General features: G+C 71.2%; 24 protein-coding genes, 1 tRNA gene and 2 pseudogenes. 13 read left to right on the top strand and 14 right to left on the bottom strand.

The window, feature by feature from the left end:
- The first annotated feature begins 44 nt into the window (after positions 1-44).
- The 3 genes from Vgi01_RS16255 (at position 45) to Vgi01_RS16245 (ending at position 2,854) form a co-directional block, all read left to right on the top strand.
- The gene (locus Vgi01_RS16255) at positions 45-1,535 is read left to right on the top strand and encodes a phosphatase PAP2 family protein (protein WP_204291557.1); all 1,491 of its coding nucleotides are present in this window, start codon (positions 45-47) and stop codon (positions 1,533-1,535) included.
- A 6-nt stretch (positions 1,536-1,541) separates the two neighbouring features.
- Entirely contained in the window at positions 1,542-2,288 is a 747-nt protein-coding gene (locus Vgi01_RS16250; protein WP_239089005.1) for an endonuclease/exonuclease/phosphatase family protein, read from the top strand.
- Between the two features lie 185 nt (positions 2,289-2,473).
- The gene (locus tag Vgi01_RS16245; protein WP_204291556.1) at positions 2,474-2,854 is read left to right on the top strand and encodes a hypothetical protein; all 381 of its coding nucleotides are present in this window, start codon (positions 2,474-2,476) and stop codon (positions 2,852-2,854) included.
- Positions 2,855-3,065: 211 nt separating this feature from the next.
- Here Vgi01_RS16245 and Vgi01_RS16240 read toward each other — a convergent pair whose 3' ends face one another.
- Together Vgi01_RS16240 and Vgi01_RS16235 are read right to left on the bottom strand one after the other, a co-directional pair.
- The gene (locus tag Vgi01_RS16240) at positions 3,066-3,923 is read right to left on the bottom strand and encodes an alpha/beta fold hydrolase (protein WP_204291555.1); all 858 of its coding nucleotides are present in this window, start codon (positions 3,921-3,923) and stop codon (positions 3,066-3,068) included.
- Positions 3,920-4,882, bottom strand: a complete 963-nt coding sequence (locus Vgi01_RS16235) for a TIGR03557 family F420-dependent LLM class oxidoreductase (RefSeq protein WP_204291554.1) — start codon at positions 4,880-4,882, stop codon at positions 3,920-3,922. Before Vgi01_RS16235 ends, Vgi01_RS16240 begins: the two co-directional genes overlap by 4 nt.
- 359 nt (positions 4,883-5,241) lie before the next feature.
- Between Vgi01_RS16235 and Vgi01_RS16230 the strand changes: the two genes are divergently transcribed.
- The 3 genes and pseudogenes from Vgi01_RS16230 (at position 5,242) to Vgi01_RS16220 (ending at position 8,614) form a co-directional block, all read left to right on the top strand.
- Complete coding sequence (locus Vgi01_RS16230; protein WP_204291553.1) at positions 5,242-6,618, top strand: cellulase family glycosylhydrolase; 1,377 nt, start codon at positions 5,242-5,244, stop codon at positions 6,616-6,618.
- A gap of 99 nt (positions 6,619-6,717) precedes the next feature.
- Positions 6,718-7,047: pseudogene (locus Vgi01_RS30690) on the top strand (P-loop nucleotide/nucleoside kinase family protein); the annotation flags it as partial.
- A 358-nt stretch (positions 7,048-7,405) separates the two neighbouring features.
- Positions 7,406-8,614, top strand: a complete 1,209-nt coding sequence (locus Vgi01_RS16220; protein WP_204291552.1) for a sporulation protein — start codon at positions 7,406-7,408, stop codon at positions 8,612-8,614.
- 149 nt (positions 8,615-8,763) lie between these two features.
- Here the strand turns inward: Vgi01_RS16220 and Vgi01_RS16215 are convergent, their stop codons facing one another.
- Positions 8,764-9,138, bottom strand: coding sequence for a hypothetical protein (locus Vgi01_RS16215; protein ID WP_102657319.1), 375 nt, complete (start codon positions 9,136-9,138; stop codon positions 8,764-8,766).
- Positions 9,139-9,458: 320 nt separating this feature from the next.
- Between Vgi01_RS16215 and Vgi01_RS16210 the strand changes: the two genes are divergently transcribed.
- Positions 9,459-9,860 (top strand): hypothetical protein, encoded by a 402-nt coding sequence (locus Vgi01_RS16210; protein WP_102657318.1) that lies wholly within the window; start codon positions 9,459-9,461, stop codon positions 9,858-9,860.
- Positions 9,861-9,954: 94 nt separating this feature from the next.
- On the opposite strand, the gene Vgi01_RS16205 is transcribed toward Vgi01_RS16210, so the two are convergent.
- The 3 genes and pseudogenes from Vgi01_RS16205 to Vgi01_RS16195 form a co-directional block, all read right to left on the bottom strand.
- Positions 9,955-12,243, bottom strand: coding sequence for a HelD family protein (locus Vgi01_RS16205; protein ID WP_505843462.1), 2,289 nt, complete (start codon positions 12,241-12,243; stop codon positions 9,955-9,957).
- Positions 12,244-13,305: 1,062 nt separating this feature from the next.
- Positions 13,306-14,358, bottom strand: a pseudogene (locus Vgi01_RS31615) (tetratricopeptide repeat protein); the annotation flags it as partial.
- A gap of 68 nt (positions 14,359-14,426) precedes the next feature.
- Positions 14,427-14,888, bottom strand: a complete 462-nt coding sequence (locus Vgi01_RS16195; RefSeq protein WP_102657335.1) for a MarR family winged helix-turn-helix transcriptional regulator — start codon at positions 14,886-14,888, stop codon at positions 14,427-14,429.
- A 49-nt stretch (positions 14,889-14,937) separates the two neighbouring features.
- Between Vgi01_RS16195 and Vgi01_RS16190 the strand changes: the two genes are divergently transcribed.
- Both Vgi01_RS16190 and Vgi01_RS16185 read left to right on the top strand, forming a co-directional pair.
- Positions 14,938-15,459, top strand: a complete 522-nt coding sequence (locus tag Vgi01_RS16190; protein WP_102657315.1) for a VOC family protein — start codon at positions 14,938-14,940, stop codon at positions 15,457-15,459.
- Between the two features lie 65 nt (positions 15,460-15,524).
- Complete coding sequence (locus Vgi01_RS16185) at positions 15,525-16,385, top strand: hypothetical protein (protein ID WP_204291550.1); 861 nt, start codon at positions 15,525-15,527, stop codon at positions 16,383-16,385.
- Here Vgi01_RS16185 and Vgi01_RS16180 read toward each other — a convergent pair.
- Positions 16,360-16,863: a potassium channel family protein gene (locus tag Vgi01_RS16180; RefSeq protein ID WP_102657313.1), complete on the bottom strand. Its 504-nt coding sequence runs from the start codon at positions 16,861-16,863 to the stop codon at positions 16,360-16,362. The two genes, Vgi01_RS16185 and Vgi01_RS16180, sit on opposite strands and share 26 nt — an antisense overlap.
- Positions 16,864-16,984: 121 nt before the next feature.
- Positions 16,985-17,164 carry a DUF4236 domain-containing protein gene (locus Vgi01_RS16175; RefSeq protein WP_013732429.1) on the bottom strand — a complete coding sequence of 60 codons (180 nt, stop codon included), beginning with the start codon at positions 17,162-17,164 and terminating at the stop codon, positions 16,985-16,987.
- Positions 17,165-17,409: 245 nt separating this feature from the next.
- Between Vgi01_RS16175 and Vgi01_RS16170 the strand changes: the two genes are divergently transcribed.
- The gene (locus tag Vgi01_RS16170; protein ID WP_102657312.1) at positions 17,410-18,036 is read left to right on the top strand and encodes a flavin reductase family protein; all 627 of its coding nucleotides are present in this window, start codon (positions 17,410-17,412) and stop codon (positions 18,034-18,036) included.
- A 13-nt stretch (positions 18,037-18,049) separates the two neighbouring features.
- On the opposite strand, the gene Vgi01_RS16165 is transcribed toward Vgi01_RS16170, so the two are convergent.
- Positions 18,050-18,505 (bottom strand): RrF2 family transcriptional regulator, encoded by a 456-nt coding sequence (locus tag Vgi01_RS16165; RefSeq protein WP_102657311.1) that lies wholly within the window; start codon positions 18,503-18,505, stop codon positions 18,050-18,052.
- Between the two features lie 60 nt (positions 18,506-18,565).
- Positions 18,566-19,456 (bottom strand): helix-turn-helix domain-containing protein, encoded by an 891-nt coding sequence (locus Vgi01_RS16160; protein WP_102657310.1) that lies wholly within the window; start codon positions 19,454-19,456, stop codon positions 18,566-18,568.
- Between the two features lie 190 nt (positions 19,457-19,646).
- Between Vgi01_RS16160 and Vgi01_RS16155 the strand changes: the two genes are divergently transcribed.
- Positions 19,647-20,423, top strand: coding sequence for a glucose 1-dehydrogenase (locus Vgi01_RS16155; protein WP_102657334.1), 777 nt, complete (start codon positions 19,647-19,649; stop codon positions 20,421-20,423).
- Between the two features lie 122 nt (positions 20,424-20,545).
- Here Vgi01_RS16155 and Vgi01_RS16150 read toward each other — a convergent pair whose 3' ends face one another.
- Positions 20,546-20,977, bottom strand: a complete 432-nt coding sequence (locus Vgi01_RS16150; protein WP_007457244.1) for an SsgA family sporulation/cell division regulator — start codon at positions 20,975-20,977, stop codon at positions 20,546-20,548.
- Between the two features lie 300 nt (positions 20,978-21,277).
- Between Vgi01_RS16150 and Vgi01_RS31420 the strand changes: the two genes are divergently transcribed.
- Both Vgi01_RS31420 and Vgi01_RS16140 read left to right on the top strand, forming a co-directional pair.
- Positions 21,278-21,952: a TIGR02611 family protein gene (locus Vgi01_RS31420; RefSeq protein ID WP_373306970.1), complete on the top strand. Its 675-nt coding sequence runs from the start codon at positions 21,278-21,280 to the stop codon at positions 21,950-21,952.
- 50 nt (positions 21,953-22,002) lie between these two features.
- Positions 22,003-22,074 (top strand) — tRNA-Val (locus Vgi01_RS16140).
- Between the two features lie 75 nt (positions 22,075-22,149).
- On the opposite strand, the gene Vgi01_RS16135 is transcribed toward Vgi01_RS16140, so the two are convergent.
- The 3 genes from Vgi01_RS16135 to Vgi01_RS16125 are packed head-to-tail and all read right to left on the bottom strand — an operon-like array spanning position 22,150 to position 25,108.
- Positions 22,150-23,370 (bottom strand): tyrosine-type recombinase/integrase, encoded by a 1,221-nt coding sequence (locus Vgi01_RS16135; protein ID WP_204291549.1) that lies wholly within the window; start codon positions 23,368-23,370, stop codon positions 22,150-22,152.
- The gene (locus tag Vgi01_RS16130; protein ID WP_204004290.1) at positions 23,370-23,567 is read right to left on the bottom strand and encodes an excisionase family DNA-binding protein; all 198 of its coding nucleotides are present in this window, start codon (positions 23,565-23,567) and stop codon (positions 23,370-23,372) included. The genes Vgi01_RS16135 and Vgi01_RS16130 overlap by 1 nt, the downstream gene beginning before the upstream one ends.
- Positions 23,564-25,108: a replication initiator gene (locus tag Vgi01_RS16125; RefSeq protein ID WP_204291548.1), complete on the bottom strand. Its 1,545-nt coding sequence runs from the start codon at positions 25,106-25,108 to the stop codon at positions 23,564-23,566. The genes Vgi01_RS16130 and Vgi01_RS16125 overlap by 4 nt, the downstream gene beginning before the upstream one ends.
- Positions 25,109-25,220: the final 112 nt, after the last annotated feature.

Here is a 25,220-nt window from a genome sequence, read left to right as displayed (position 1 = left end):
CATCGACCGGGTACAGCGGCACGCCAGAGGCGAAGGAGGCTGCCGTGGGCGCGGTCAAGGACGTACTGCGTCGACCCCTGGGACACTTCACCGAACGTACGCTCGCCGGCCTGGCGCTCGTACTCGGTGCCGGGGTCGGTTTCGGGTTGGTGCTGGTGCTGGTCCGCGTGCAGTGGTCGCCGCTGTACGACGTCGACCACGGTGTGGCGCAGTGGCTCAACGCTCGGGTCTCGCCGATCGGCCCGCTGGTCACGGTGCTCAACGCGATCACCGATCTGGGTGGTCGAGCGGTCATCGTCTGGCTGGTCACCGTCGCCGTGGTGGGGTTGCTGATCCGGCGGCAGGGCCGGCTCGCCGTCTTCGTGATCGTCACCGGTGCCGGCGCGCTGATCCTCGACCCGGCCCTCAAGACCCTGGTGGACCGGTTGCGGCCCGAGGTGGCGACGCCGATCAGCTCGTACGCCGGCCAGAGCTTCCCCAGCGGCCACGCGCTCGGGTCGATGGTGGCCTATGGTGCGTTGCTGCTGGTCTTCCTGCCGGCGATGGCCCCGCGCTGGCGGAAGTTGGCGATGGTCGTGGTCGGTGTCGTGGTCTTCCTCATCGGTTTCACCCGGGTCGCGCTCGGCGTGCACTTCCTTTCCGACGTGATCGGCGCGTGGCTGCTCGGCGCGGCCTGGCTCGGCGTCACCGCGTACGCCTTCCGCCTGTGGCGGGTGGAGCGGGGCCGTCCGGCCGTGCCGTTGACCGAAGGGCTGGAACCGGAGGCGGCACACGAGGTGGCGCCCGCGCCGGACGAGGAGAAGTTGCTGCCGCACGCCCGAGCCGGCATCGCCGAGATCATCGTCGGTTGGGTGCTGGTCTTCGGCGCGCTGTATGCCTTCGGCACGTTCGTCAGCTACCACGCCAAGGGCACCTTCTTCGCCACCTGGGACGAGGTGGTGCCGACCTGGTTCGCCGCCCGGCAGACCCCGGCGCTGAACGACCTGAGCTGGTGGTGGAGCAAGGCCGGCGACACCCACGCGATTCTGCTCATCTCGATGATCTTCTGCCCGCTGGTGCTGGCCATCTGGCGGCGCTGGCGGCCGGTGCTGTTCGTGGCGCTGACCATGTTCGGCGAACTGACCCTCTTCCTCGCCTCCGCCGCCGCGGTGGACCGTCCGCGCCCACCGGTGGAGAACCTGGACGGGCCGATGCCGACCTCGTCCTTCCCGTCCGGCCACATCGCGGCCACCCTGTGCCTGTGGGTCGCCATCGCGGTCATCGTCTTCCCGCGCACCGACAGGTGGTGGCGGTGGCTGTTCGTGGCGCTGGCGGTGGTGCTGCCGGTCGGCGTGGCGGTCTCCCGGATGTACCGGGGCATGCACCACCCGACCGACTTCATGGGCGCCATCATGCTCACCGGCCTGTGGATCGGGCTGCTGTACTGGGTGCTGCGACCCAACGCCGACGTCTACGAAGGCAACCAGCCGACAATCGAATCCGAGGACGTCGACACCCTCGACGACGAGTTGGCCAGGGCCGGTCGGGCGGACTGATCCGCCGTGCTGCGCGTGCTCACCTGGAACGTCCGCAACGGCGGCCGGGACTCCGGTGGACCGGATCGACGCGACGCGCTGCTGCGGGTGATCGCGCAGGCCCGCCCCGACGTGCTCGCCCTGCAGGAGTTGCGGGGGCTGGACGTGACCGCCTTCGCCGCCCGGCTGGGCCTGCGGCCCTACGTGGCGGGCAGTTGGTTCGGGCAGCCGGTCGCGGTGCTGGTCCGGTCGACCTGGCCGGTGCTGACCGCCGCACCGGTCCGCCGCCCGTTCCACCACGGCGCGCAACGGGTGACGATCGGCACCGACGCCGGCCCGTTGACCGTGCTGAGCACCCACTTCTACCCGTACACCGGTCGACGTCGTCTGATCGAAGCCGGCTGGGCGGCCGCCGCGCTGCGCCGGGCCCGCGACGGCCTGGCGCTGCTCGCCGGTGACCTGAACACCCTCGACCCGTACGCCGACCACGCCGAGCAGATCGCCCGGCTGCCGGTGGCGTACCGTCGCCGTCACCTGCGCCGCGACGGTCGGACCCCGGACACCCGCGCGGTGGCCCGACTGCTCGCCACCGGCCTGGTCGACCTGGGCGCGAACGCCGGTCCGACCGTGCCCACCGGCTACGGCGGCGCCGAGTTCTCCGACATGCGCCTGGACTACCTGCTCGCCACCCCCGCCCTGGCCACCCGCCTGCTGACTGTCGAAGTGCTCCGCACCCCCACACCCACCAGGCCTCCGACCACCACCCCCTCCTGACCACCCTCTCCCTCACCCCCACCTCCACCTGACCCCGCGCCCCGCCCTTGCTCTCGCCCTTGTTGATCAAGAGGTTTTGGTCTCCTGGGCGGCCTGTCGTGACCAAAACCTCTTGATCAACTCGGGCTGTGGCAGAGGCTGGTCTGGTTGCCGCTGACCTGGCTGTGGCAGGGCCTGGTCTGGCTGTGGCACCACGTGTTGTGGCCCCCGCTGCGTTGGTGCGGGTGTGGGTGCCGGTGACCTGGCTGGTACGGGTGCTCACCCCGGCCCTGCAGCAGGTGGGCCGGTGGCTGGTGGTCGTGGGCGAGCACCTGGGCGCCGCGCTGTCCTGGGCCTGGTGGGCCTCCGGCCGGATCCTGTGGTGGTGCTGGGCGCTGACCCTGCGTCCACTCTGGCTGGCGACCCGCTGGCTGTGGCGCAACACGGTGGTGCCGGTGGGCCGGGCGATCCGCGCCGTCTGGCGATTCACCGTCGTGGCGCCGGCCCGCTGGCTGCGGACCAGCGTCCTGGAGCCGGTCGGGCGGGAGATCCGCGAGACCCTGTTCGCCCTCGGCCTGCTCCGCTGACCGGCGGTCGCCCGACCGGATCCGCGCAGAGCAGTCGCTCGACCGGATCCGCGCAGGACGGCCGCCCGACCAGGTTGGGCAGGACGGTCAGAGGACCAGGTTGATCAGGACGGTCAGCACGATCGAGGCGACGATCGAAACGAGGATCATCAGAAGGCAGCCGAGGCCGCCACCGGCGGGTCGGATCTCCGTGTTGCCGATACGCATGGGTTCACCTGTTCGTCAGTGTGTCGAGTCGGTCGTGGACGCGGTCGTCGAGCAGCGCCCGAACGGCGTCGGCGACCTGGCGGGGGGCGGTGCTGGCGACGTTGTGTGCCGCGCCCGGCACCGAGACCGTACGGACCTGGGGTACCAGGGCAGCTGCCCGGTCCCGCCAGGCCGGCGGCGCGATCGGATCCCGGGCGCCGGTGAGCACCAGGGTGGGGACGGTGAGTCGGGTCAGGTCGTCCTCGATCCGGTTGCGGACCGAGCGCGAGAGGGTGGCCCACACGCGCGGCGGGCGGGCGTCGGCGAGGTCACGTACCAGGACCGGGGCCTGCCACAGCGCCTCCCGGGGCAGGTCGAGCAGCAGGCGACGGAGCTGGCCGGTCCGGGACCGGGCCCGCGGATCGCTCGTCGGCCCGGCCAGCACCAGGGCGCGTACCGCGTGTCGATGGCGTACGGCGAGGGCGGCGGCGACCTCCGCGCCGAACGAGTGCCCGAACACGCACACCGGCGGCAGCCGGTACGCGGCCAGCAGCGCGGCCAGGTGGTCGGCGTGCCGAGGTACGTCATACGCCTCGGCGGGGTGGGCGCTGAGCCCGAAGCCGGGCAGGTCCGGCGCGTACACCGGGTGGTGGTCGGACAGCGCCACGGCCAGCGGGGTGAGGTAGCGGTGCGACACGGCCAGCCCGTGCACCAGCACGATCGGCGTGCCGGGCGGTGCGTCGACGCTGCGTCGGACGTGGGTGCGGATGCCGTCGACGTGTCGCCACTGACTGGTCAGCCCGGCCGCGTCGGCCGGTGCGGCGAGCGCGAGCCGCAGCAGGGCCCGGCTCGCCGTGCCCCGACCCGCTGACCCGGTGCTCACAGGTCGCGCAGGCGGGGCAGCAGCTGCTCCTGCGCCCAGTCGAGGAACATCGGCTGACTGTCGCCGCCGACCTGGACCAGCGCCACGTGCGTGAACCCGGCGTCGACGAACTTCTTGAACGCCTCGACGTGCTTGTCCACGTCCGGCCCGCAGGAGATGCCGGCCGCCACGTCCTCCTCCCGGACGCTGCAGGTGGCCGCCTCGAAGGCGTCGTTGTCGGGCAGGTCGGTGTTGACCTTCCAGCCCAGCCCGAACCAGCGGAACTGATCGTGGGCGATCTTGCGGCACTCCGCCTCGTCCGGGCCGTAGCAGATGGCCACCTGCCCGTAGCGGGGTCGTCCGGCACCACCGGCCTGCTCGTACATCTCGACCAGGCGCGCCTCCGGGTCGGTCGCGACCATGGCGTCGCCGTACTCGGCGGCGAGGGTGGCCGACTGTCGGCCGGAGGCGGCCACCGCCATCGGCACCGGAGCGTCGGGCCGGTCCCAGATGTAGGCGTCCGGCACATCGTAGTGATTGCCGGAGAAGGTCAACGTCTCACCGTTGAGCAGCGGGCGGATGATCTGCAACGCCTCCTCGAACATCTCGTGCCGCTGCTGCACGTGCGGCCAGGCGCCGACGACGTGCTCGTTGAGGTTCTCCCCGGCGCCCAGACCGAGAGTGAACCGGCCGTCGGAGAGCACCCCGATGGTGGCGGCCTTCTGCGCCACGACGGCCGGGTGGTAGCGGCGGATCGGGCAGGTCACGAAGGACATCAGCTCCGCGCGGGAGGTGGCGTGGGCGACCGCACCGAGCACCGACCAGGCGTACGGGGAGTGGCCCTGTGACTCCAGCCAGGGGTAGTAGTGGTCAGAGGTGACGATGTGGTCGAAACCGGCCGCCTCGGCCCGTACCGCGTAGTCGACCAGTTCCTTCGGGCCTGCCTGCTCACCCATCAGGGTGTAGCCGATGTTGACCATGGTGTCTCCTTCCGGGCCGGGTGGCCCGTTCCGGATACCCCGGTCCGCACGTGTCAACCCTCGCCGATGCTTGACGCCTACCGGCCCCCTGCCTACCGTTGACCTGAACCGGTTCAGGTGCTGACCTGCCGCGTGCCCTGTGGTGGGGATGGCCGCCCCCGTGACAGCTCGGTCCTGTACGCAGTCACGGGGGCGGCGCGGTTCGCAATGCGTACTGAACCGGTTGCTTTCCACCGATCCATCGGCCTACGCTGATGTCTGCCTCGCCGGGCCCTGCTTCCGCGGCTGTCGGGCTGCAGCCGCCACCCGTCACTCATCACCCCCTGGGCACGGGGGAGAAACCTCATGCGAGGAAGACCATGAGAAAGCTATTCGCGGGCGTCGGCGCCATCCTGCTGGCGACGGTCGCCGCAGTGTTCGCCTTCGGCCCGTCGGCGCAGGCGGCCTCCGGCTTCACGGTCAGCGGCGGCAAGCTCTACGACGCCAACGGCAACGAGTTCATCATGCGCGGGGTCAACCACGCGCACACCTGGTACACCCACCAGACCAGTTCCTTCGCCAACATCAAGGCACTCGGTGCGAACACCGTCCGGGTCGTGCTCTCCAGCGGCGACCGGTGGACCCGCAACAGCGCCGAGGACGTGACGAACGTGATCGGGCTCTGCAAGGCCCACCGGCTGATCTGCGTGCTGGAGGTGCACGACACCACCGGCTACGGCGAGCAGAGCGGCGCGGTCAGCCTCGACCGCGCGGTCGACTACTGGCTCAGCATCGCCAGCGCGCTCAACGGCCAGGAACGGTTCGTCATCGTCAACATCGGCAACGAGCCGTACGGCAACCAGAACTACTCGTCCTGGGCCACCGACACGAGCAACGCGATCCGGCGACTGCGCACCGCGGGCCTGACCCACACCATCATGGTGGACGGCCCGAACTGGGGTCAGGACTGGTCCTTCACCATGCGCGACGCCGCCCCGACGGTGTTCGACGCCGACCCGGCCCGCAACATCGTCTTCTCCATCCACATGTACGGCGTCTTCGACACCGCCGCCGAGATCAGCGACTACCTGGGCCGGTTCCGCAGCCGGCAACTGCCGATCGTGGTCGGCGAGTTCGGCCACTACCACTCCGACGGTGACCCCGACGAGGACGCCATCCTGTCGTACACCCAGGCCAACGGGATCGGATGGCTGGGCTGGTCGTGGAGCGGCAACGGCGGTGGCGTCGAATACCTCGACATGGCCACGAACTTCGACCCGAACCAGCTGACCACCTGGGGACAGCGGTTGTTCAACGGCACCAACGGCATCCGGCAGACCTCGCGGCAGGCAAGCGTCTACGACTCGCTCCCGCCGCCGACCACGCCCCCGCCCACGACCACCCCGCCCACCTCGCCCCCGCCGACCACGCCCCCGCCGGTCACCCCGTCGCCGGGCGCCGGCTGCACCGCCACGTACGCGATCACCAACCAGTGGCAGGGCGGTTTCCAGGGCGATGTACGGGTGACCGCCGGGCTCAACGCCATCAACGGCTGGACGGTGCGGTGGACGTACGCCAACGGCCAGTCGGTGACCCAGTCGTGGAACGCCACGGTCAGCACCAGCGGCTCGACGGTGACCGCCCGTAACGTCGACTACAACGGCCGGCTCGGTGCCGGTGCCAGCACCAGCTTCGGCTTCATCGGCGGCTGGGCCGGTACCAACTCCGTACCCACGGTGACCTGCACCGCGAGCTGACGACCCCGGTGGCCGGGTCCGGGAGGACCCGGCCACCGGCGGGGTTGCTCCCGACACCGCAACACCGCCGAGCACCGCGCCCGGTGGGGCTATAACGACATGATGGGCACAACCCCGACCCTTGTCGTCGTCAGCGGGCCGCCCGCGGCCGGCAAGACGACACTTGCTCACCTGCTCGCTCGGCGGATCGGCTGTCCCGCGATCTGCCGAGACGAGATCAAGGAAGGCATGGTCCACGCCACCGGCGATGTCACGGCGGCACCTGTCGACGAGCTGAGCCTGCGGACCCTGCCCACCTTCTTCACGGTGCTTGAGGTGCTGCTGACCGCGGGCGTCACTACGGTCGCCGAGGCAGCATTCCAGGACCGCCTCTGGCGCCCCCACCTGGAGCCGCTGATGGGGATCGCCGACGTCCGGGTGGTGCACTGCCGGGTCGCCGCGCAGACCGCCTTCGATCGTGTCCGGCGACGGCAGGACGAGAATCCGATCCGGCGGGCCCATGCCGACGCCACTCTCGGCGACGACCAGCTGACCCATGCCGTCGGCCACCACGGCTTCCAGCCGGTCCGGCTCGACGTGCCCCCAGATCGAGGTGGAGACCAGCGACGGCTACCGCCCCGGACTCGACGAAATCGTCGCCTTCGTTGGCGCCGGACGCTGAACACCGACCGCTTTTGCTGTGTGTCGTGCCGGTTTTCAGCGACCTCACAGCGGCAGTCGATAGGGTGCCAGCGTCAGCGTCCGCTCCTCAAGGGAGACCGGGCACCAGACCCCAGCGGGAGTACCGATGGTCTTCAAGAAGATGTTGAGCGCGCTCGGGGTGGGCGGCCCCAGTGTGGACACCGTCCTGGCCAATCCGCATACCCGGCCAGGGCAGCCCCTCGACGGCCAGGTCAACCTGACAGGCGGGGAAGCCCCGGCGAACATCGAGCACATCGCCGTCGGTCTGGTCACCCGGGTCGAGATCGAGAGCGGCGACAGCGAGTACGCCGGGGTCATGGAGTTCCACCGGCACCCGATCAGCGGCGCGTTCCAGCTGGCCCCCAAGCAGCAGCTCTCCATCCCGTTCCAGCTGGTGGTGCCCTGGGAAACCCCCATCACCGACGTGTACGGCCAGCGTCTGCGCGGCATGACGATGGGGCTGCGCACCGAGCTGTCCATCGCCCGTGCGGTCGACAAGGGCGACCTCGACCAGGTCAGCGTGCACCCGCTGCCGGTGCACGAGCGCATCCTGGAGGCGTTCCTCCAGCTCGGCTTCCGGTTCAAGTCGGCCGACCTGGAGCGTGGTCGCATCCACGGCGTACAGCAGACGTTGCCGTTCTACCAGGAGATCGAGTTCTTCGCCGCGCCGCAGTACGCGCAGACCATCAACGAGCTGGAGCTGACCTTCGTCACCAACCCGCACGGCGTGGACGTGGTGCTGGAGTGCGACAAGCGCGGCGGCTTCCTCAACCCGGGTCACGACGTCTTCGGCCGGTACCAGGTCTCGCACGCCGAGGCCGACCGGCCGGACTGGGTGCAGGTCGTCGACGGCTGGCTGGGTGAGACGGTCGGACGGTACGGCAGCATGCGCAGCCAGCACTTCGCTGCGCCCGGGTACGGCCCGCCGCAGGGTTACGGTCCGCAGCCGGGCTACGGCGGCGCGCCCGGCTACCCGCCGCAGGGTGTGCCACCGCAGGGGTACCCGCCGCAGGGCTACCCGGCCCCGCACGCTGCCCAGGGTTACCCGCAGCAGGGCTACCCGCAGCAGGGTTACGGTGCTCCGCCCGGATACGGCCCGCCCAACAAGTACGGCCACCCGCAGCAGCATCACCGCAGCGGCCCCGGCATGGGCGGGATCGTCGCGGGCGCGGCGCTCGGCGCCATGGGCGGCATGGTGGCCGGTCACATGATCGGCAACGCCCTGGAGGGTGGCGAGGAAGAGATCGCCGAGGCCGCCGGTGACTTCGGTGGCGAGGACTTCGGCGGCGACTTCGGCGGCTTCGAGGAGTTCTAGGAGCCGACGGCCTCCCGGTCGAGCCGGGGTGCAGATCAGGCGACAGTGGACGGTGGCCCTCCGGGATCATTCCCGGAGGGCCACCGTGCGTCATGCTCGGGGCTCAACGCCCGCTGGGGCTGTCTGCTACGCCCGCTGGGGCTTCCCGATCAACGCCCCCGCTTACGCTCCTCGGCCGAACGCTTGGGGCTACCGGCCTTGGCCAGGCCACGGCTACCCAGGTAACCCAGGGTCAGCAGGGTGATGAAGAACCACGCCTGGCCCGGGTTGTTCAGGTTCAGGCCGTTGGCCGTCGTGCCTCGCCAGAACGCTGCGATCACCACAGCAGCCACGGCCGCCGCGTAGATCCAGAATTCCGTCGTCAGGAACGACTGCTTGGTCTCCGTACCGGGTGCCTGCGCCGGCTCCCGATGACCGTCGTACGCCGGCATCTGCCGGGTGGGCATGTCCTGCATGGCCTGACGATGCTGTACGTCCTGCGCCGGACGGTTCATCGGCCTGGTGGATGCAGCCTGCGTGCTCATCTGTCCTCCTCAGGATGCGATGAGTCCTGCGATCCCTCGCCCCGCTACCGCGTTTCGGCCACGGCACGGTTCGCGTACTGGCGGGGGCACGACGGGTCTACCCGGTGGCTCGACAGCAGTAACCCCGGATCCGCCGGCCAGACCCGTCCGGTGTCCACCTGTGGCCGGCACCGCGCCGACTCCGCCGAATGTCCGGTCCCGCCTCGCGTCACCTGTCCTGCCGGTCGGGTGTGAAGGCTGTTCGAGCAGCGGGTCCGGGGTTTGTCCGGGCGGTCGCCGGGCACGCTTCAGGGATCGACACGTGAGCGAGGTGATGGATCATGCGTGAGGACGACCTGCGACAGGACGCTGCCCGTCGGGCCGAGGAGCGGCTCACCGCCGGCGTGTACGGCGAGGGTGCGCTGGACGAGGTGACGGTGCCGCCCACCGACGTGAACAGTGCCATCCAGCGCGATGACCCGGACGATCCGGCGAAGGTGCCGATCGACCCCAACGTGTTGCGTGACGGCGGTCCGACCCGCGGACAGGGTGCGATCACCACCACCGGAGGTACGGCCGGTCCGGCGAGCGTACGTCGGGTGGCCCGCCAACCGGAGCGCCACCGGGGCAAGGTGGCCCCGACCACCACGGGTGACGCCACCACCGGTGGCATGAGCACGCCACGCGGAGGCTCCACAAGCGACCAGTCGACCCCCGCCACCCACGTCGGCAACTTCGACTGACCCACCCGCCCCACCCACCCCGCCCCCCGGTACTGATCATGAGGCGGCGACGTGAAGATCGCGCCACCTCATGATCGACCGAGGGTGGGGTGGGTCAGGGGGTAGGAGTGAGGGTGGTGAGGTGCTGGGTGGCCCGGGTGAGGGCCACGTAGAGGTCGCTGCGGCCTCGGGGAGACTCGGCGACGATCTGGTCGGGGTCGACCACGATGACCGAGTCGAATTCGAGGCCTTTGGCTTCGGCGACGGTCAGGATGACCACCCGGCTCTCCAGGTCGGGTTGTTCGCCGACGGTGGCTTCGGGAAGCGCCGTGGTCACCGTCGCGCCGAGGTCGTCGACGCGGGCGACCGGCACGATCACGCCGAGGCGTCCGTCGGTGAGTGCGGCGGCCTCCGCCGTGACGATCTCGACCAACTCCGCCGGCAGCCGGTCGGCCGGAGCGCGGCGAGCGACAGGCGTACGGCCGCTGGAGCGTACGGCGCGGGGTGGTTGCAGGGTCGGGTCGATCTCGGCCAGCACCTCCGCCGCGACCGCCATGATCTCGGCCGGGGTGCGGTAGCTGACGGTCAGCTCCGTCAGCCGCCACCTGTCGGCCACGTAGGGCGCCAACGCCTGCGCCCACGACGGGGTCCCGGCCAGCGCGCCGGTCTGCGCCACGTCACCGACGATGGTCATCGACCGGCTCGGGCAGCGGCGCATCAGCAGCCGCCACGCCATCGGGCTGAGTTCCTGCGCCTCGTCGACGATCACGTGGCCGAACGCCCAGGACCGGTCGGCCGCCGCCCGCTGCGCGGTGGTCAGCCGGTCGGCTTCCTCCTGACGTTCCAGCAGTTGGTCGGCGTCGAGCAGGTCGGTCACGCCGAGGATCTCGCCACCGTCGGCCTCGTCCTCCACGTCGATCGACCGGGAGCCCCGGGCGATCTCCAGCACGCCCTCGGCGTACTCGCGTTGCAGGGCGCGCAGGCGTTCCCGGCGGGCGGCGGCGGCCCGGTCGTCCTCGCCGAGCAGCTCCGCCGCCTCATCCAGCAGCGGCACGTCCGCCGGAGTCCAGCCGCCCGGTTCGCGGTGCAGCGCGGCCCGCTCGTCCGCGGTGAGCATCGGCGCGGCGGTGGCGATCCGGTCGGTGTCGGCGTACAGGTCGGCGAGCAGGCGTTGCGGGGTGAGCACCGGCCACAGCTCGTCGAGGGTGGCGCGTACCTCGGGCTCCTCGCGTAGTTCCCGGCGGATCTCGGCGAGGTCCCCTTCCTCGAGCAGGTTCTCCCCGCCCAGCGGGTCGGTGCCGATGCGTTCGGCGACCTGGTCGGCCAGCGCGTGGATGATCTCGATGTCGAAGACGGCGCGGGCCAGGTTGTGCGGCCGGCCGCTGCGGCGGGCCCGGTCCCGGGCCGCCTGCACGGTCGCCGGGTCGAGCACCAGGATCTCCCGCTGCGGCAGTTCGATCTCCAGCGGTTCGTCGGGCACCCGCTGCCGGTCGCGTACCGCGTTGGTCAGGACCTCGACCATCACCGGCCGGCCCTTCACGGCCGCGGTGGTGGCCGGCTCCGCACGCCGCGCGTTCACCCCGGGGAACAGATCGGCCTGGGTACGCAGCAGCACGCCCGTCTCGGCCAGCGCGGGCAGCACCTGGGAGATGTAGTGCAGGAAGGTGAGGTTCGGGCCGACCAGCAGGACGCCGCGGGTCGACAGTTCCCGCCGGTGGGTGTAGAGCAGGTACGCCGCCCGGTGCAGCGCCACCGCCGTCTTGCCGGTGCCGGGGCCACCCTGCACCACCATCACCCCGGGCAGGTCGGCGCGGATGATGCGGTCCTGCTCGGCCTGGATGGTCTCGACGATGTCGCGCATCCGCCCGGTACGACCGGCGTTCAACGCGGCAAGCAGCGACGCCTCGCCGGTCAACTCCTCGTGGGCGGTGGGGGAGGCGGTGTTCAGGTCGAGCACCTCGTCGTTGAGGCCGATCACCTTGCGTTGCCGGGTCCGCAGGTGCCGCCGTCGCCGGATGCCCTGCGGGTTGGCGGCGGTGGCGAGGTAGAAGGCGCGGGCGGCCGGGGCGCGCCAGTCCATCAGCAGTGGATCGTAGTCACCGTCGGTGTCGAAAATGCCGATCCGGCCGATGTAGTGGCGTGCGCCGTCGTCGGTGTCCAGCCGGCCGAAACACAGACCGTTCTCCACCGCCGAGAACTGCTCGACCTGGTCGGCGTACATCCGTACCGCGCTGTCGCGTTGGGATCGGGCCTGCAATGTGCCACCGGTCAGCCGCAGTTCCTCGGTCAGCCGCTGCGACGCCTGCTCCCGTAGGGCGTCCAGGCGCTGGTAGAGCATCGAGACGTACTCCTGCTCGCGGCCGATCTCGTCGTCGGACGGCGAACCGTCGGAGTGCCTTGACAATCCGTCTCCCAATTGGCTAGTCTCCGAGATAGGAACGGCTTTTATCGCCGTTCTTTTTTGTTGCCTGAACGGATAAAGATACCGCGCCGGGCACCGACGAAACCAGTCGGCGGGTGGCCGTCACACCCTCGCGTGCGCGGCCACGGCCGGTGACCGTCAGCTACGGTCGGTGCAGACCTGCTCCGAGCGGGCCACCACGTCGGTGGACCAGGCGACCGCCACCGTGAAGCAGTAGTCGAGGCTGCGGTTCAACCCGTACACCACGAAGCTGTCGGTGCCGGCGGGCAGATCGGCGAACGGGCTGGGCGGCTGCCCCGCCCGGCCTCCGGAGACGATCACCGGCCCCTCGCTGCCGGCCGGGTATTCCCAACTCAACGTCACGCTGTCCCGGTTGTCGCGCAACGCGAGCCCGGTGGGCGGGGCACCGGGGGAGATGGAAGCCTGCGGTGCGGTGGTGGCCGGCGCACTGCCCGGGACGCCGCTGGTGGCGGGCGCGCCCGGGTCGGTGCCGCTGTCGAGCCGGGACATCCCGGCGATGACGGCGGCGGTCCCGAGCAGCACCACGGCCACCCCGGCGGCCACGATCGGCACCATCCGGTTGGGCTGGCGCGGGGTCGGCGGGGCGGCGCGGCGCACCGGCACCGGGAGCAGCCGCGACGGCGGCCCGGACTGCGGCGGCTCGTCGACCCGACGCAGCCGGTAGACCCCGGGTGCCTGCGGCGCGGGCCCGGTCAGGCCCACCACGCTCGGCGGGACCGAGGTGCTCCGGTCGGCGTACGGGTCGGCCGGCCCCGCCGTCCGCCCGCTCTCGTCGGCATACGGATCCGCCGCGGCATACGAGTCCCGCTCGGTGCGGTACGGGTCCGGTGCGGCATACAAGTCCGGTGCGGCGTAGGGATCCCGGTCGGTGTACGGGTCCGCGGCGGTGTCCGGGTACGGGTCGGCATACGGGTCCCGGGCGGTGTCCGCGTACGCATCGGCGTACGCGTCCCGGTCGGTGCCGGGGTACGGGTCGGGGTGCTGGTCGGTGGTCGGTGGCGTCCACCAGTCGTCCGGTGGACCGGCCGGGCCCTCGGCGGGCTGGCGTGGCGTGGGGACCGGCGAGGCTGCGCCGGCAGGTGGTGGGCTCCCCGGGTGGTACCCGTGGCTGGGGTGGTAGCCCTCGACGGGGTGCTGTTCCTCGACCGAAGGGTGGGACGTCGCCGGATCCTGCTGCGCCGGCCACCCCGAGTCGTCAGCGGGCCAGGCCGGACCGTCGGCGGGCGGACCGTCAGTGGGCCACACCGGACCGTCGGCGGGCGGGGCGGTGGCGGGCTCCGGTGGGTCGACCGGCCACTGTGGTGTCGGTGGGGTGTCGCCCGGCGGTGGGGTGCGGGCGGCCGGCACGACCGGGTCCTCGTTGCTGACCGGCGGGTTGTCGGCGCAGACGTGATCCGGGTTGGCCGCGGCGCGGGCCAGGGCCGCCACCTGTGCGGTCAGCGGGTCGTCCGGGGCCAGGTGCTGGCGGCTCAACTCGCGGGCGAGAGCGAGGTTGTCGTGTGCCTCGCTGAACTGCCCGCAGTCGCGTTGCATGGAGCCGAGCCGGGCCAGCATCTTGATTCCGCTCGGGTGGCCGTCGCCGTATACCTCGCGGTGCAGTTCCCAGGCGTCCTGCAGGCGGTCGCGGGCGACCTGGCACTGGCCGCGGGCGTACTCCACGGTCGCCAGGTCGGCGTGCGCGGCCAGCACCCGCAGTGACTCGGGGCCGTCGGTCGCGGTGAGTTCGATGATGACTTCCTGGTAGAGCCGCGCGGCTCGGGACCAGCTGCCGACCCGATGCAGCACCGCGGCGAGGGTCGCGGCGGCGGCGACCGTACGCGGGTCTGAGCGGCCGTGCAGACCGGTGGTGGCGGCGTACGCGAAGGCGGCCCAGCCTCGGGCCGAGTGTGGTTCGCCGAGCGCGACCAGGACGCGGGCATGCAGGCTCGCCGCCTCGGCCAGCTCGGGTGTGGCGTGGGCCGGGCGCGGGTCAGCGCCGGTCAACGCGTCGGCGAGCAGCCGTTGGGCGCCGGCGAGGTCGCCGGCGGAGACCAGGTCGTGAGCCTGATCAGTCAGTTCACCGAAGCCGGAAGGCACGCCCCATCGTGCTCATCCGACGACGTTATGTACAAGTCCCGCGCCGTAGCGGTTCGGTCAGGATCCGGTCATGGCTGGTTCAGGTGATCGGTCAGCGCCTCGCTGATGCGCCGCAGCTGGTCCACCTGAGCTGGGCTGAGTGCGTCGAAGAGGTGTCGGCGTACGCCTTCGACGTGGCCGGGCGCGGCGGCGGCCAGGGTGGCGAAACCGTCGTCGGTGAGCCAGGCGATCTGCCCACGTCGGTCGGTTGGGCAGTCCTCGCGGCGCACCCAGCCGGCCGCTTCGAGCCGGGTCACCGCGTGGGACAGCCGGCTGCGGGAGGAGCCGGTGACGTCGGCCAGTTCGCTCATCCGCAGCCGACGCTCGGGTGCCTCGGAGAGCCGGACCAGGATCTCGTAGTAGGCGTGCGGCATCCCGGCGTCGCGTTGCAGTTCACGGTCGAGGGTGTCCATCAACGCCCGGGAGGCGGCCAGGAACGCACGCCAGGTGCGCTGCTCGTCCGGATCAAGCCAGCGGGTCATGACCGCCATCATAGTCGAGGTAGTTGAACGCTCAATCAAATCGCGCTAATGTCATGGCATGGGAATCCACCGCCTCAACCACGCCGTGCTCTACGTGAGCGATCTTGACCGCAGCGTCGCGTTCTACCGCGACGTGCTGGGCTTCCGACTGGTCCCGATGACCCCGAAGGGCTTCAGCGGCGCCGCCTTCCTCCAGGCGCCCGGTTCCACAAACGATCACGATCTCGGCCTGTTCGCCCTCGGCGCGCAGGCCCGCCCCTCGACTGCCGGCCGCACCACCGTCGGCCTGTACCACCTGGCCTGGGAGGTGGACACCCTCGACGAACTGGCCGAGACCGCCCGCCGGCTGACCGCAGCGGACGCCCTCGTCGGTGCCTCCGACCACGGCACCACCAAGAGCCTCTACGGCCGGGACCCCGACGGACTGGAGTTCGAGATCGTGTGGCTGGTGCCCGCCGACCGGCTCGACGACGCCGCGCTCGCCGCCCGCACCCGCATCGGCCGGCTCGACCTGTCCGCCGAGATCGCCCGCTACGGCGGCACCACCCGCGGCGGTGTCGGCATCTCGGTCCCCGTCTGACCGCATCACGCCCCTCAGTGGCCCCTGACCGGCCGCAGCCGGGTTCGGTGGGGTAGAACGGGAGGGTGGTGGGTCTGCGGGTCTGGGAGCGGTATCTGGGTGGGTGGTTGACCGGGGCGTGCCAGCGCGCCCGGCGGGCCACCCTCGCCATCGTGTACGCCGGGGACGACGCCCGCCCGGCCGAGATCGCGCTGCGGGTGATCGGCGAGCACGGCGACCGGCTGCGCGGCTGCCGGCTCTCCGTGCTGGTGCTGGCCGACGGCACCGAAGACCTGCCGGCCCGCCTCGGTGCCGTCGAGGCCCAGCTGCCGCCACAGGTGGCGGTGCACCTGATGCCGGGTGCTCCCGGTGCTCCCGGTCGACTGTCGGTGGCGCTGCGGGCGGCCGGTGCCGCCGGTGCCCCGGTCCTGTCCTACCTGGGCACCGGGGGAGCGCTGGACCCGGCGGCGCTCTCCGCCGCCGCGACCGGCCGGCCCGCCGAGGCGCTGGTGTTCTCCGGCGCGGGCACGTCGCTGCGGCCGGCCCTGGCCGACGCCGGGTTCCCGCTGGTGACCGAGGTGGAATTGGTCGACACCGCAGGGCGGATCGGGTTCGGCACCGGCTCGGACCGCAACCTGGAGGCGCTCAAGGAGGCGGTGTGGGCGACCGGGGCGGCGCTGCGTGACCCGGTCGGCGCGCCGCTGCGGGCCGACCTGCCGGTGGACGTCGCGCCGCTGGCCGGTGTGCTGCTTGCCGAACTGGTCCGGCACGGCCCGCGTACGGTCACCGAACTGCGCCGGCACACGGTCACCGACACCGCCTACCGGGCGACGGACGCGGTCCGGGCGTTGACCGGACTGCTCGACACGGGGCAGGTGAGCCGCGATCCGCAGCAGGGCCGCCTCGGCGGCGACGTGCTGGTCACGGCCGTCCGGTCAACTGCCTGACCACCAGGGACACCCCGGTGGCGATCACCCCGATGCTGAACAGCATCTGCACGATGACCAGCCCTCGGGCCAGTTGACCCTCGGCGTGCACGTCGCCGTAGCCGACGGTGGTCAACGTGGTCAGCGCGAAGTAGAGCGCGTCGATCCGGGTTTCCAGGTCGACGAACTGTGCCGGGGCGGCCCGGGCCACGACGAAGTCGGCGAGGGCGAAGGCGAGCAGCCCGGCGACCAGGGCTATCGCCAGGTGCGCCAGCGACCGGGCCTCCCGGGCCGGCCCGGCGACGAGTTGGCGACGCACCTGGCTGGTCACCAGCCAGGCCACCGCGCCCACCATCGACAGGGTGAGGCCGAGGCGTACGCCGATCCGCGCGGTGTTGAGGTCGGGCTCCACCGGTATGACGAAGTAGGTCACCAGCAGCAGGGCACAGGCCAGCCCGGCCCGCCGAAACTCCTTCGGATGGTCCGGTTTCTGTGGCATCTCTCCATTGTCTGATTTGGCCTGTCGCGCATCGGGTCGATCGGTCATTTCCCCTGCCGGGACATGGAGTCCCGACAGGAAAGCGGGGCACCTGACCGGTGCCCCGCTCAACCTCGGAACCTCACGCCTGGGACTTGTCCTGTTTCCAGGACAGCGGGCCGGGTAGGTCAACCCTGTGCGCCTTGGCCCGCGAGTTCCAGGACCATCGTCCGAGCTTGATGCTCCAGGACGAGAAGCCGTTCTGGGTGAAGTTCAGGATCAGCGGCCCGAACTTCTTGCGCTTGCGGAACATCAGACCCATTGCGGGCCTCCCTTCGTCGCGTCCCCTGCGCGCTCGAAGATGCCCGTAACGCCCACGCGGCAAACGCCGCTCATCTCCAGTGGAGGCCGTCGCCTCACCACAACCCGAATATCCCATTTATCAGATGGGTTTTGCCAAGCAGTAAATGCTGCTTGGATCGATGTTGTGGGGAGCTGGCGGCATCTGTCTCACATTTTGATGGTGCCGGGAGCTCGCTCGATCTCGCGCACCGGAGAGGACCCCTCATGCAACACCCCGCACCTCTGCGCGCCAGCAACACCATCCTGCCGCGGCGCGACATCGACACCGGCGTGAGCACCGCCGGGCGGGACCGCGTCGACCAGTTGCGACCGGTGGACCGGGATCTGTTCGACCGGCTGCGGCAGCAGCAGGTCGGCACGGTCACCGTGGTCACCGCGATGGCCCGGAACAGTCGGTCCGCCTGCCTGGGCGGCCTCGGCGCGACACCACGAGCCGGCTTCACCACGACCAGCTTCACCACCGTGTCGCTGGACCCGCCACGGGTGTCGTTCAGCCACGACACCGCCGCGCCCAGCGCGCCGGTGCTGGACCGGGCCGAGCACGTCGCCGTACATCTGCTCGCCGCCAACCAGACCGAAGCGGCGACCGTCTTCGCCACACCCGGCATCGACCCGTTCGCCGCGTACCCCTACTGGGAGGCCGGCCCGTTCGGGCTGCCGCTGCTGACCGGCGTGCTGGGCCGACTGCTCTGCCGGGTGGTGCACCGGATTCCCGTCGGCGACCACACGCTTGTCGTCGCCGAGCCGCTGGCGCTCTCCGTCGGTGTCGACGGAGACCCACTGCTGCACCGGCCCGGCGGCTACGTCACGGCGGCGCCGGCCATCGGGTGACGGCGGCGGCGGATCAGCGAGGCTCCCAGGCGTCGGGTTGGGTGGTCAGCCGTCGCACGTGGGCGGGCAACCGCCCACCGAGCACGTCCGCCAGGCTCACCTCGTCGACCACCCGGCGCAGTGAGGCACGGACGGCCACCCAGAAGCCGGGCAGGTGCTGCGCCACACCCTCGTAGCTGGTCTCCTCGGGACGCAGACCCCGTACGCCGGCCAGCGGCCCCTCCACCGCCCGCAGCACCGCGCCGACGGTCACCTCCCGGGGCGGCCGGGCCAGGGCGTAGCCGCCCTCCGCCCCGCGCTGGGCGCGGACGACACCGGCCCGACGCAGGTCGGCCAGCACCGCCTCCAGGAACTTGCGCGGCATGTCCTGCTCCGCGGAGATGGTCTGGGTGGACAGCAGTGCCGGGTACGCGGCCGCCAGGCTCAGCGCCGCCCGTACCGCATAGTCGCCACGCGCGGAGATCTGCACCCTGCCATCATGCCCAATCCGTCCCGCCGGCAGCGCCGCCGGGCCGGTCGAACTCGTTCGTCACCCCTGATGACTGTCGCTCCGGGCGTCGACCGGGGTACGCGGACGGACCATCGGACCCGGTCCGCGTTGGTCGCGGGCGGCGCGGAACGAGCCCGGACTGACCCCGACCTCGCGGGTGAAGAACCGACCGAAGTTGGTCGGCTCGGTGAAGCCGAGCTGTCGACCGATCTGCGCGATCGGCTCGTCGGTGGCTGCGAGCAGCCGACCGGCCTGAAGCGCCACCCGCTCGTCGAGCACCTGTTTCGCGCTACGCCCGGTCACCGCCAGGCAGGCCCGGGTGAGCGTACGCACCGAGCAGCCGAGCCGGTCGGCGTAATCCTCGACCCGACGGCTGTGCGCGAACCCGATCTCGACCTCGCGCCGGAAACGCTGGAAGGTGACCTCCTCCGGACGCGACGGCCGCCAGTCGCCGTTCGGCAGCATGCTCAACCGCAGCAGCAGCACGGTCAGTTGATGGCGCAGCAGGCTCCGACCGGCCGGAGTGTCCCGGTGCCGGCGGGCGTCCACGGTCAACTGGCTCACCTCGTTGATGACCGCGTCCTCGTCCTCCCCGGCGAGCTGGAACCAGGCCGGCCCGTCGTCGTCGGCGACGTCCAACCCGTGCAGCGCCTCCGGGTGCCAGCGGATGACAGTGGCGTCCAGGTCGGGCAGGGCACAGCGCAGCACCTGGCCGGGGCGTACCCGCAGCAGCGTGCCGGGCCGACACGGCAGCGGACGGAAGTCGACCTCGGCGTACCCGTGACCGCTGGTCGCCAGCACGATCAGCTCCCGGTCGAGCAGCATCGGCCGGCGCCACCGTGGGTCGGGCGCGAGACTGCAGAGCGTGACCGTTTCGATCTCGCCGGAGGGATCGAGCCGGGCGGGGGAGAGGTGACCGGGAGCGACCATCACCAGCGACGTTAGCCCGACAGCCAGCGGTATGCATCTTCTCCGGCCCGCGCGTCCGCGTCTCCGCGCCGGCTTGTCGCGGCCGGACGCGACGACTAGGTTCCGATCGATAGCGATCCGGCCGCGGTGCTGCTCGCGCGGGCCCGGGTCGCCGATCCCGGCCGGCAGGCCGGCCTGCGAGAGGATGGGCATGACCGATCTGTTCTCGGTCCACGGCAAGACGGTCCTGGTCACCGGCGGGACGCGGGGGATCGGGCTGATGATCGCCCGAGGCTTCGTCGAGGCCGGCGCACGCGTGATCATTTCGTCCCGTAAGGCGGAGGCCTGCGCGGCGGTGGCCGAGGAACTGTCCGCGTACGGCAGGTGCGAGGCGATCCCCGCCGACCTGAGTCGCGACGAGGCCGCCCAGGCGCTCGCCGAGACGGTACGCGAGCGGGTCGACACCCTCGACGTGCTTGTCAACAACGCCGGCGCGACGTGGGGCGCACCGCTGGAGGAGTACCCGGAGAGCGCGTTCGACAAGCTCTGGGCGATCAACGTCAAGGCCGTCTTCCGGCTGACCACCGCACTGCTGCCGGTGCTGCGGGCCGCCGCCACCGACGACGACCCGGCCCGCGTGATCAACATCGGCTCGGTCGACGGTCTGCGGGTGCCGTCGATGGAGGTGTACGCCTACTCGGCGACCAAGGCGGCGGTGCACATGCTGACCCGCAGCCTGGCCCACCAGCTGGCCGGCGAGCGGATCACCGTCAACGCGATCGCGCCCGGCCCGTTCGAGAGCAGGATGATGGCGTTCGCGCTTGACGACCCGGGGTCACGGGCCGCCATCGAGTCGCAGGTGCCACTGGGACGAATCGGTCGACCCGAGGACATGGCGGGCACCGCGATCTACCTGGCGTCGCGGGCCGGCGCCTACCTGACCGGTGCGGTGATCCCTGTCGACGGGGGCATCACCACGCACGGCTGAGCCGGCGACCGGGCGGGGGATCCGGGTCGCGTGGACGATGGCGGGAGGCTGCCCGCGTACCGTCGGACATGCTGGGGCCGCGCGGACCCCGAAGGTCTGCGCGGCCCTGGCGTGGGTCGTGGTCAGCGCCCGGCGAGCAGCCGGTTGACCGCGGTGTCGACGTCCAGGTGCTCGGCCTCGCGACCGCGCGGGACGACGACGTAGGTGCGTCGCAGGAACCGCACCAGCACGCTGCGCGGCACCTCGAACAGGGCGTTGCCGTCCGGCGACGACAGCGCCAGCGCGACGAAGTCGCCGCGCGGAGTGGCCCATGGCCAGACCCGGACGTCGCCGATGCCGGCCGGTTCGTCGAGCCCGGTGACCAACAGCTCGCGGGCGAACGACCAACTCACCGCCTCGCCGCCGGCCGATTCGGCATGGAACAGGACATGGACCGCATACGGGTCAGCAGGGTCGTAGCGCAGACTGGCACGCACCGGCAAGGCGGTGGCGTCAGGCGCGACTAGCCTTAGCGACGTCTCGACCTCAACGGTCGTCGGTCGGATGACACTCATGGACGTTCTCCCCCCGGCACCGCGTGCGGAACGCGCGTGTCCCGCTTTTCCCATACTCAGCCGCTACTCCTGGCTACGCTCCGCCATACGCTGACTTCACCCAGTGGTGGGAAGGGGGTCGGAAAGGCCACGAGAATGTGAAAATTCATCTAGGATTTCCGGTTCTGCCCAGTGCGTAGATCCCGCCCGGCATCGGGTGGTTCAGTCGTCGACTTACTCCGGTAACGTCCAGTCGGCCGTTACAGTGACGGGCCCGCGCCACACTAGGTGGTGAAATGGCCGCTGAGTGATCCTGAGTGGATCCCACGGCACGGCGGATCCGTCGATCGTCGCGATCCGCGAGACGAACAGCGGGGGTACGGGGTGCCAGAAAAGCAGGAGGGCCAGCGCGGCCGGTCAACAGCCGAACGCCGACCGACAGGCAGCGACCGCAGCCGCCGCAATTCACGCCGCCCCGCCAACGGGCAAGCTCCCGCCCGACGGGGTAACCACCCCCTCATGCAGGATGAGCGAGTGCAGGCGAGCCGGGCCGTACGGCGCGAGAGGAGGGGAGTCACCATGCCGGAACGACGTGACCCACCCCGCTGGCGCCGTCGGATATCCACCACTCTCGCACTGATCCGATCCAACCCCACCGGCCGACTCGCCCTGCGGGTCATCATCGGGGTGCTCGGCGCCCTCGTCGTCGCCGTCGGCATCCTGCTCATCCCGCTACCCGGCCCCGGCTGGCTGATCGTGATCGCCGGCCTCGGCATCTGGGCCGTCGAGTTCCACTGGGCCAAACGCCTGCTCACCTTCACCCGCCGCCACGTCCACGGCTGGGCCAACTGGGTGAAGCGACAATCACTGGCCGTACGCTTCCTGCTCGGCGCGGTCGGCATCGTCTTCGTCGGCGCGGTGGCCCTGATCTCGATCAAACTCAGCCTGGACATCGACGTGATCGCCCAGGTCATGCACTACTTCGCGACGCACTGACCCCGGGTTCGCGGTCCGGTCGCACGATCGGGTAGAGTCATCCGCGCTGAGGGCGATTAGCTCAGCGGGAGAGCGCTTCGTTCACACCGAAGAGGTCACTGGTTCGATCCCAGTATCGCCCACGCAGCTCAGGCCACTTCCCGGCTCCGGGAGGTGGCCTTTCTGCTGCCCGTACAGCAGCGAAGTACAGCAGCTCGTCATCGGGTCAGGGATTCGCCGAGGCGCTTGAGCGCGTCCCGGGTCGCCTGCGAGGACACCTGCGTGTAGATCTCCATCGTCACGGAGAAGCGGGCGTGCCGGAGGATCTGCATGGCGACTCGCGGGTGGACGTCGAGGTCGGCCAGGAGGGTGGCGCAGGTCCGCCGCGCGTCGTGGACGGTGATCGGCTTGACTGCCGCCTTGTCGCAGCGGGTCTGCCAGGAGCGTTGGAAGTTGCGCGGCTCGATGGGCGTGCCGTAGCGGGTGGTGAACACCAGGTCGTTGTCGTGCCACGCCTTACCGGCCGCCGCTCGTGCCTCGTCGCGTTGGTGCTTGCGAAGCCGGAGTGCGGTCAGGCAGATGTCGGGCAGCGGGAGGGTGGCGTCGGACGCCTGGGTCTTGGTGTCGCGGTGCAGGAGCTTCCCGCGTACGCGTTGCAGCTGGCGACCTATGGTCAGCTCTCCGGCGTCGAGGTCGACGTCGGCCCAGGTGAGACCGAGGGCTTCGCCTTTGCGCAGGCCGGTGACGAGGACCAGGGCGTACGCGGCGTAGAGCGGATCGGCGGCGGCGCGAGCCGATTCGAGGAAGCGGCGTGCCTCGTCGCTGGACCAGGACTTGCCGCGGCGACGGCGGACGGTGGCCAGGGTGACCGGCACGGCCGGGTTGCGGGTGATGAGGTCTTCGGCCTGGGCGTGGGTGAGGGCGGCGCGAAGTGCGGCGCGGATGTCGCTGACCGTGCGCGTCGACGGGACCGCCTGGCAGCACCGGCCGACCGCGCAGCAGCGCCGCTTCTCCTGACGGCGGGCGGCGTCCTTGCCCTGGGCGCAGCACTGGCAGGTACGGGCCACCTGGTTCAGCCAGGTCTGCACATCGCGCGCCTGGAGCCGGTCGAGCCGCTTGGCCCCGAGGCCGGGGACGATGTGACGGCGGACGAACGTCTCGTAGGTGGCGAAGGTCAGCGGCGCCCGGTTCGGCTCGATGATCTCGGTCAGCCAGTAGGCGAGGAAACTGCCGACAGTCGGCACACTTGTCGCCACCGGTCCGGCCTTGGCCTGCTGGTGCAGTTTGATCCACTTGTCGTGGACGGCGTCGCGGGTCCTGCCGTAGACGTACTTGCGGGTGCGTTTCCCGTCCGGCTTGGTGACCCAGACGTACGCGGCGAAGCCGTTGCGGTACGGGAAGATCGAGCCTTCCCCGTTGGCGCGGGCGCGGGCGGGCATCAGGCGGCCTCCTGCCGTTCGACCTGCTCGCGGATGTAGTCGTCGACCCATTCGGGGAGGATGCGGCGGTACTTGCCGTCCTTGATGGAACGCAGTTCACCGGTGGCGATCTTCATCTTGACCTTGGAGATGCCGAAGCCGAGCAGGACAGCGACCTCGGCAGGGGAGTACCAGCGCGGGGTGAGGGATCGGGTCACGCCGCCACCCCCGACCACATCTCGTGGGCGAGTTCCTCCCGGCCGACGCGGCTGCGTTCCCGGCGCTCGGCGGCGGCGGTGTTGGCGAGCAGGGCGTCCCCGTCGGTCAGCCACCCGGAGCCGACGAAGGCCAGGGTGCCGACGGTGACAGAGCCGTCATCGGCGCGGCGGTAGGTGGCGCGGGTGTCGCGGAGCAGCCCGAAGGTGACCGAGTACCGGCGGGCCTTGGTGAGGAAGTGACCGCCGTACCCGAGCATGTGCGCCCACCGTCGCAGCCCGGCGTAGGGATGGGGTGTGGTGTCAAGGTCGCCTTGACGGTCTTCGGCCTGGGCGGCGGTGTCGCTGGTGCGGTGCCGGGTGGGGCGGCCGAGTCGCCAGCAGGCGTCGATGAGCCGGGCCAGGTGGTCGCCCTCCGGGTCGGCGTAGGCGTCGACGGTGTCCGGGGTGAGCCGGGTGGAGCAGTGGCCGGTGACCTCGGTGGCCTTGGTGGCGTACTTGGCCAGGTAGGCGGCCACCCTGGCGTCGGTCACGTCCCCGTCGCCGGTGCCGATGCGGCGCGCGTCGACCTGCTCGCCCCAGGCGATCGACCAGCCCTGCGGCCGGTCGGGATGCGGCGGGGTGGCGAAGGTAATCTGCCCGGCGGCGGCGTGCACGGCGGCAACGAGGTCGTCCACGGTGATCCCGGCCGGCGGCGGGACCAGGGCGTGCCGGTCACCGGGATCGACCCCGTCGAGACGCAGCAGGACGTGGAAGTGCACCGCGCCCCGGCGCTGCATCTCGGCAACCTTCCCGTGTGACACCCGCACCGGCGGCACCCGCCGAACCCGGCCGGAGTCGGTGACGACCTCCACCCTCGGGATTCCGTGTCGGCGGCAGAGGGCGGCAAGGTACCGCTCGACGGCCTGCTTGGTGCGTCGCCACAGCTCACCCGCGAAGACGTTCCAGACGACCTGGTGATCGTGGTCGTAGCAGTCCAGGCAGAGCGGCCGACCGAGCTGCGGATCGGCGGAGTCGTGACGGGCGAAGCAGACCCCGGGCCGCCCGTGCGGGCAGGTGACAGCATCACGGCGGGCATGGCAGGGGGCCGGTCGGCAGTCGCAGCGCCGTCGGTCGGCACAGGTGTGCCGGGGTACGTGCCGGTGGTGGACCGGGCCGAACGACGGCGCGGTGAAGGTGGCGAAGACGACCGGGTGCCGGGCCACCGAGACGGGGACCGTTTTGCCGCCGGTGAGACCGCAGCGGACGACCTGGAAGGCGTCACCGGCGTAGACCCAGGAGCAGTCCGGGCACTGGGCGGCACGCCGGTTGCCGCACGCCTTGTAGAGCACCCGATCGGGCAGCTCGTCGGTGTGCTGCTCGGCCAGGACCCGTCCGGTGTCCCGGTCGACGGCGGTCATGGTGCCGGTCAGCCGGATCGGACGGGCACAACCTCCGGCGGTACGGGTGTGCTCCAACCAGCCGAAGTAGTCGGGGGTGGCGGCCCGGTGCAGGGCCTGGGCGTCACGCCCGGCGGCGACGCCGGGACGGTGCAGGGTGGACACGGTCTCTCCTCAGAGCGGGTGGCAGGGACGGGCGACGAATCGCCACCGGTCGTCGGAACGCTGTCCGTCGGTGGTGTTCGTGGTGTCTCCTGGCACCGCCGTGGAGGGCGGC

The sequence above is a fragment of the Micromonospora gifhornensis genome, from assembly GCF_016863515.1.
GTDB classification, from domain to species: domain Bacteria; phylum Actinomycetota; class Actinomycetes; order Mycobacteriales; family Micromonosporaceae; genus Micromonospora; species Micromonospora gifhornensis.
This window is presented reverse-complemented; position numbering and strand designations above follow the sequence as displayed.

Coding starts and splice junctions, on each gene's coding strand:
- Vgi01_RS16235 (WP_204291554.1), bottom strand. CDS start 4,882: ATGGTCAACATCGGCTACACCCTGATGGGTGAGCAGGCAGGCCCGAAG.
- Vgi01_RS16230 (WP_204291553.1), top strand. CDS start 5,242: ATGAGAAAGCTATTCGCGGGCGTCGGCGCCATCCTGCTGGCGACGGTC.
- Vgi01_RS16220 (WP_204291552.1), top strand. CDS start 7,406: ATGGTCTTCAAGAAGATGTTGAGCGCGCTCGGGGTGGGCGGCCCCAGT.
- Vgi01_RS16215 (WP_102657319.1), bottom strand. CDS start 9,138: ATGAGCACGCAGGCTGCATCCACCAGGCCGATGAACCGTCCGGCGCAG.
- Vgi01_RS16210 (WP_102657318.1), top strand. CDS start 9,459: ATGCGTGAGGACGACCTGCGACAGGACGCTGCCCGTCGGGCCGAGGAG.
- Vgi01_RS16195 (WP_102657335.1), bottom strand. CDS start 14,888: ATGGCGGTCATGACCCGCTGGCTTGATCCGGACGAGCAGCGCACCTGG.
- Vgi01_RS16190 (WP_102657315.1), top strand. CDS start 14,938: ATGGGAATCCACCGCCTCAACCACGCCGTGCTCTACGTGAGCGATCTT.
- Vgi01_RS16180 (WP_102657313.1), bottom strand. CDS start 16,863: ATGCCACAGAAACCGGACCATCCGAAGGAGTTTCGGCGGGCCGGGCTG.
- Vgi01_RS16175 (WP_013732429.1), bottom strand. CDS start 17,164: ATGGGTCTGATGTTCCGCAAGCGCAAGAAGTTCGGGCCGCTGATCCTG.
- Vgi01_RS16170 (WP_102657312.1), top strand. CDS start 17,410: ATGCAACACCCCGCACCTCTGCGCGCCAGCAACACCATCCTGCCGCGG.
- Vgi01_RS16160 (WP_102657310.1), bottom strand. CDS start 19,456: ATGGTCGCTCCCGGTCACCTCTCCCCCGCCCGGCTCGATCCCTCCGGC.
- Vgi01_RS16155 (WP_102657334.1), top strand. CDS start 19,647: ATGACCGATCTGTTCTCGGTCCACGGCAAGACGGTCCTGGTCACCGGC.
- Vgi01_RS16150 (WP_007457244.1), bottom strand. CDS start 20,977: ATGAGTGTCATCCGACCGACGACCGTTGAGGTCGAGACGTCGCTAAGG.
- Vgi01_RS16135 (WP_204291549.1), bottom strand. CDS start 23,370: ATGCCCGCCCGCGCCCGCGCCAACGGGGAAGGCTCGATCTTCCCGTAC.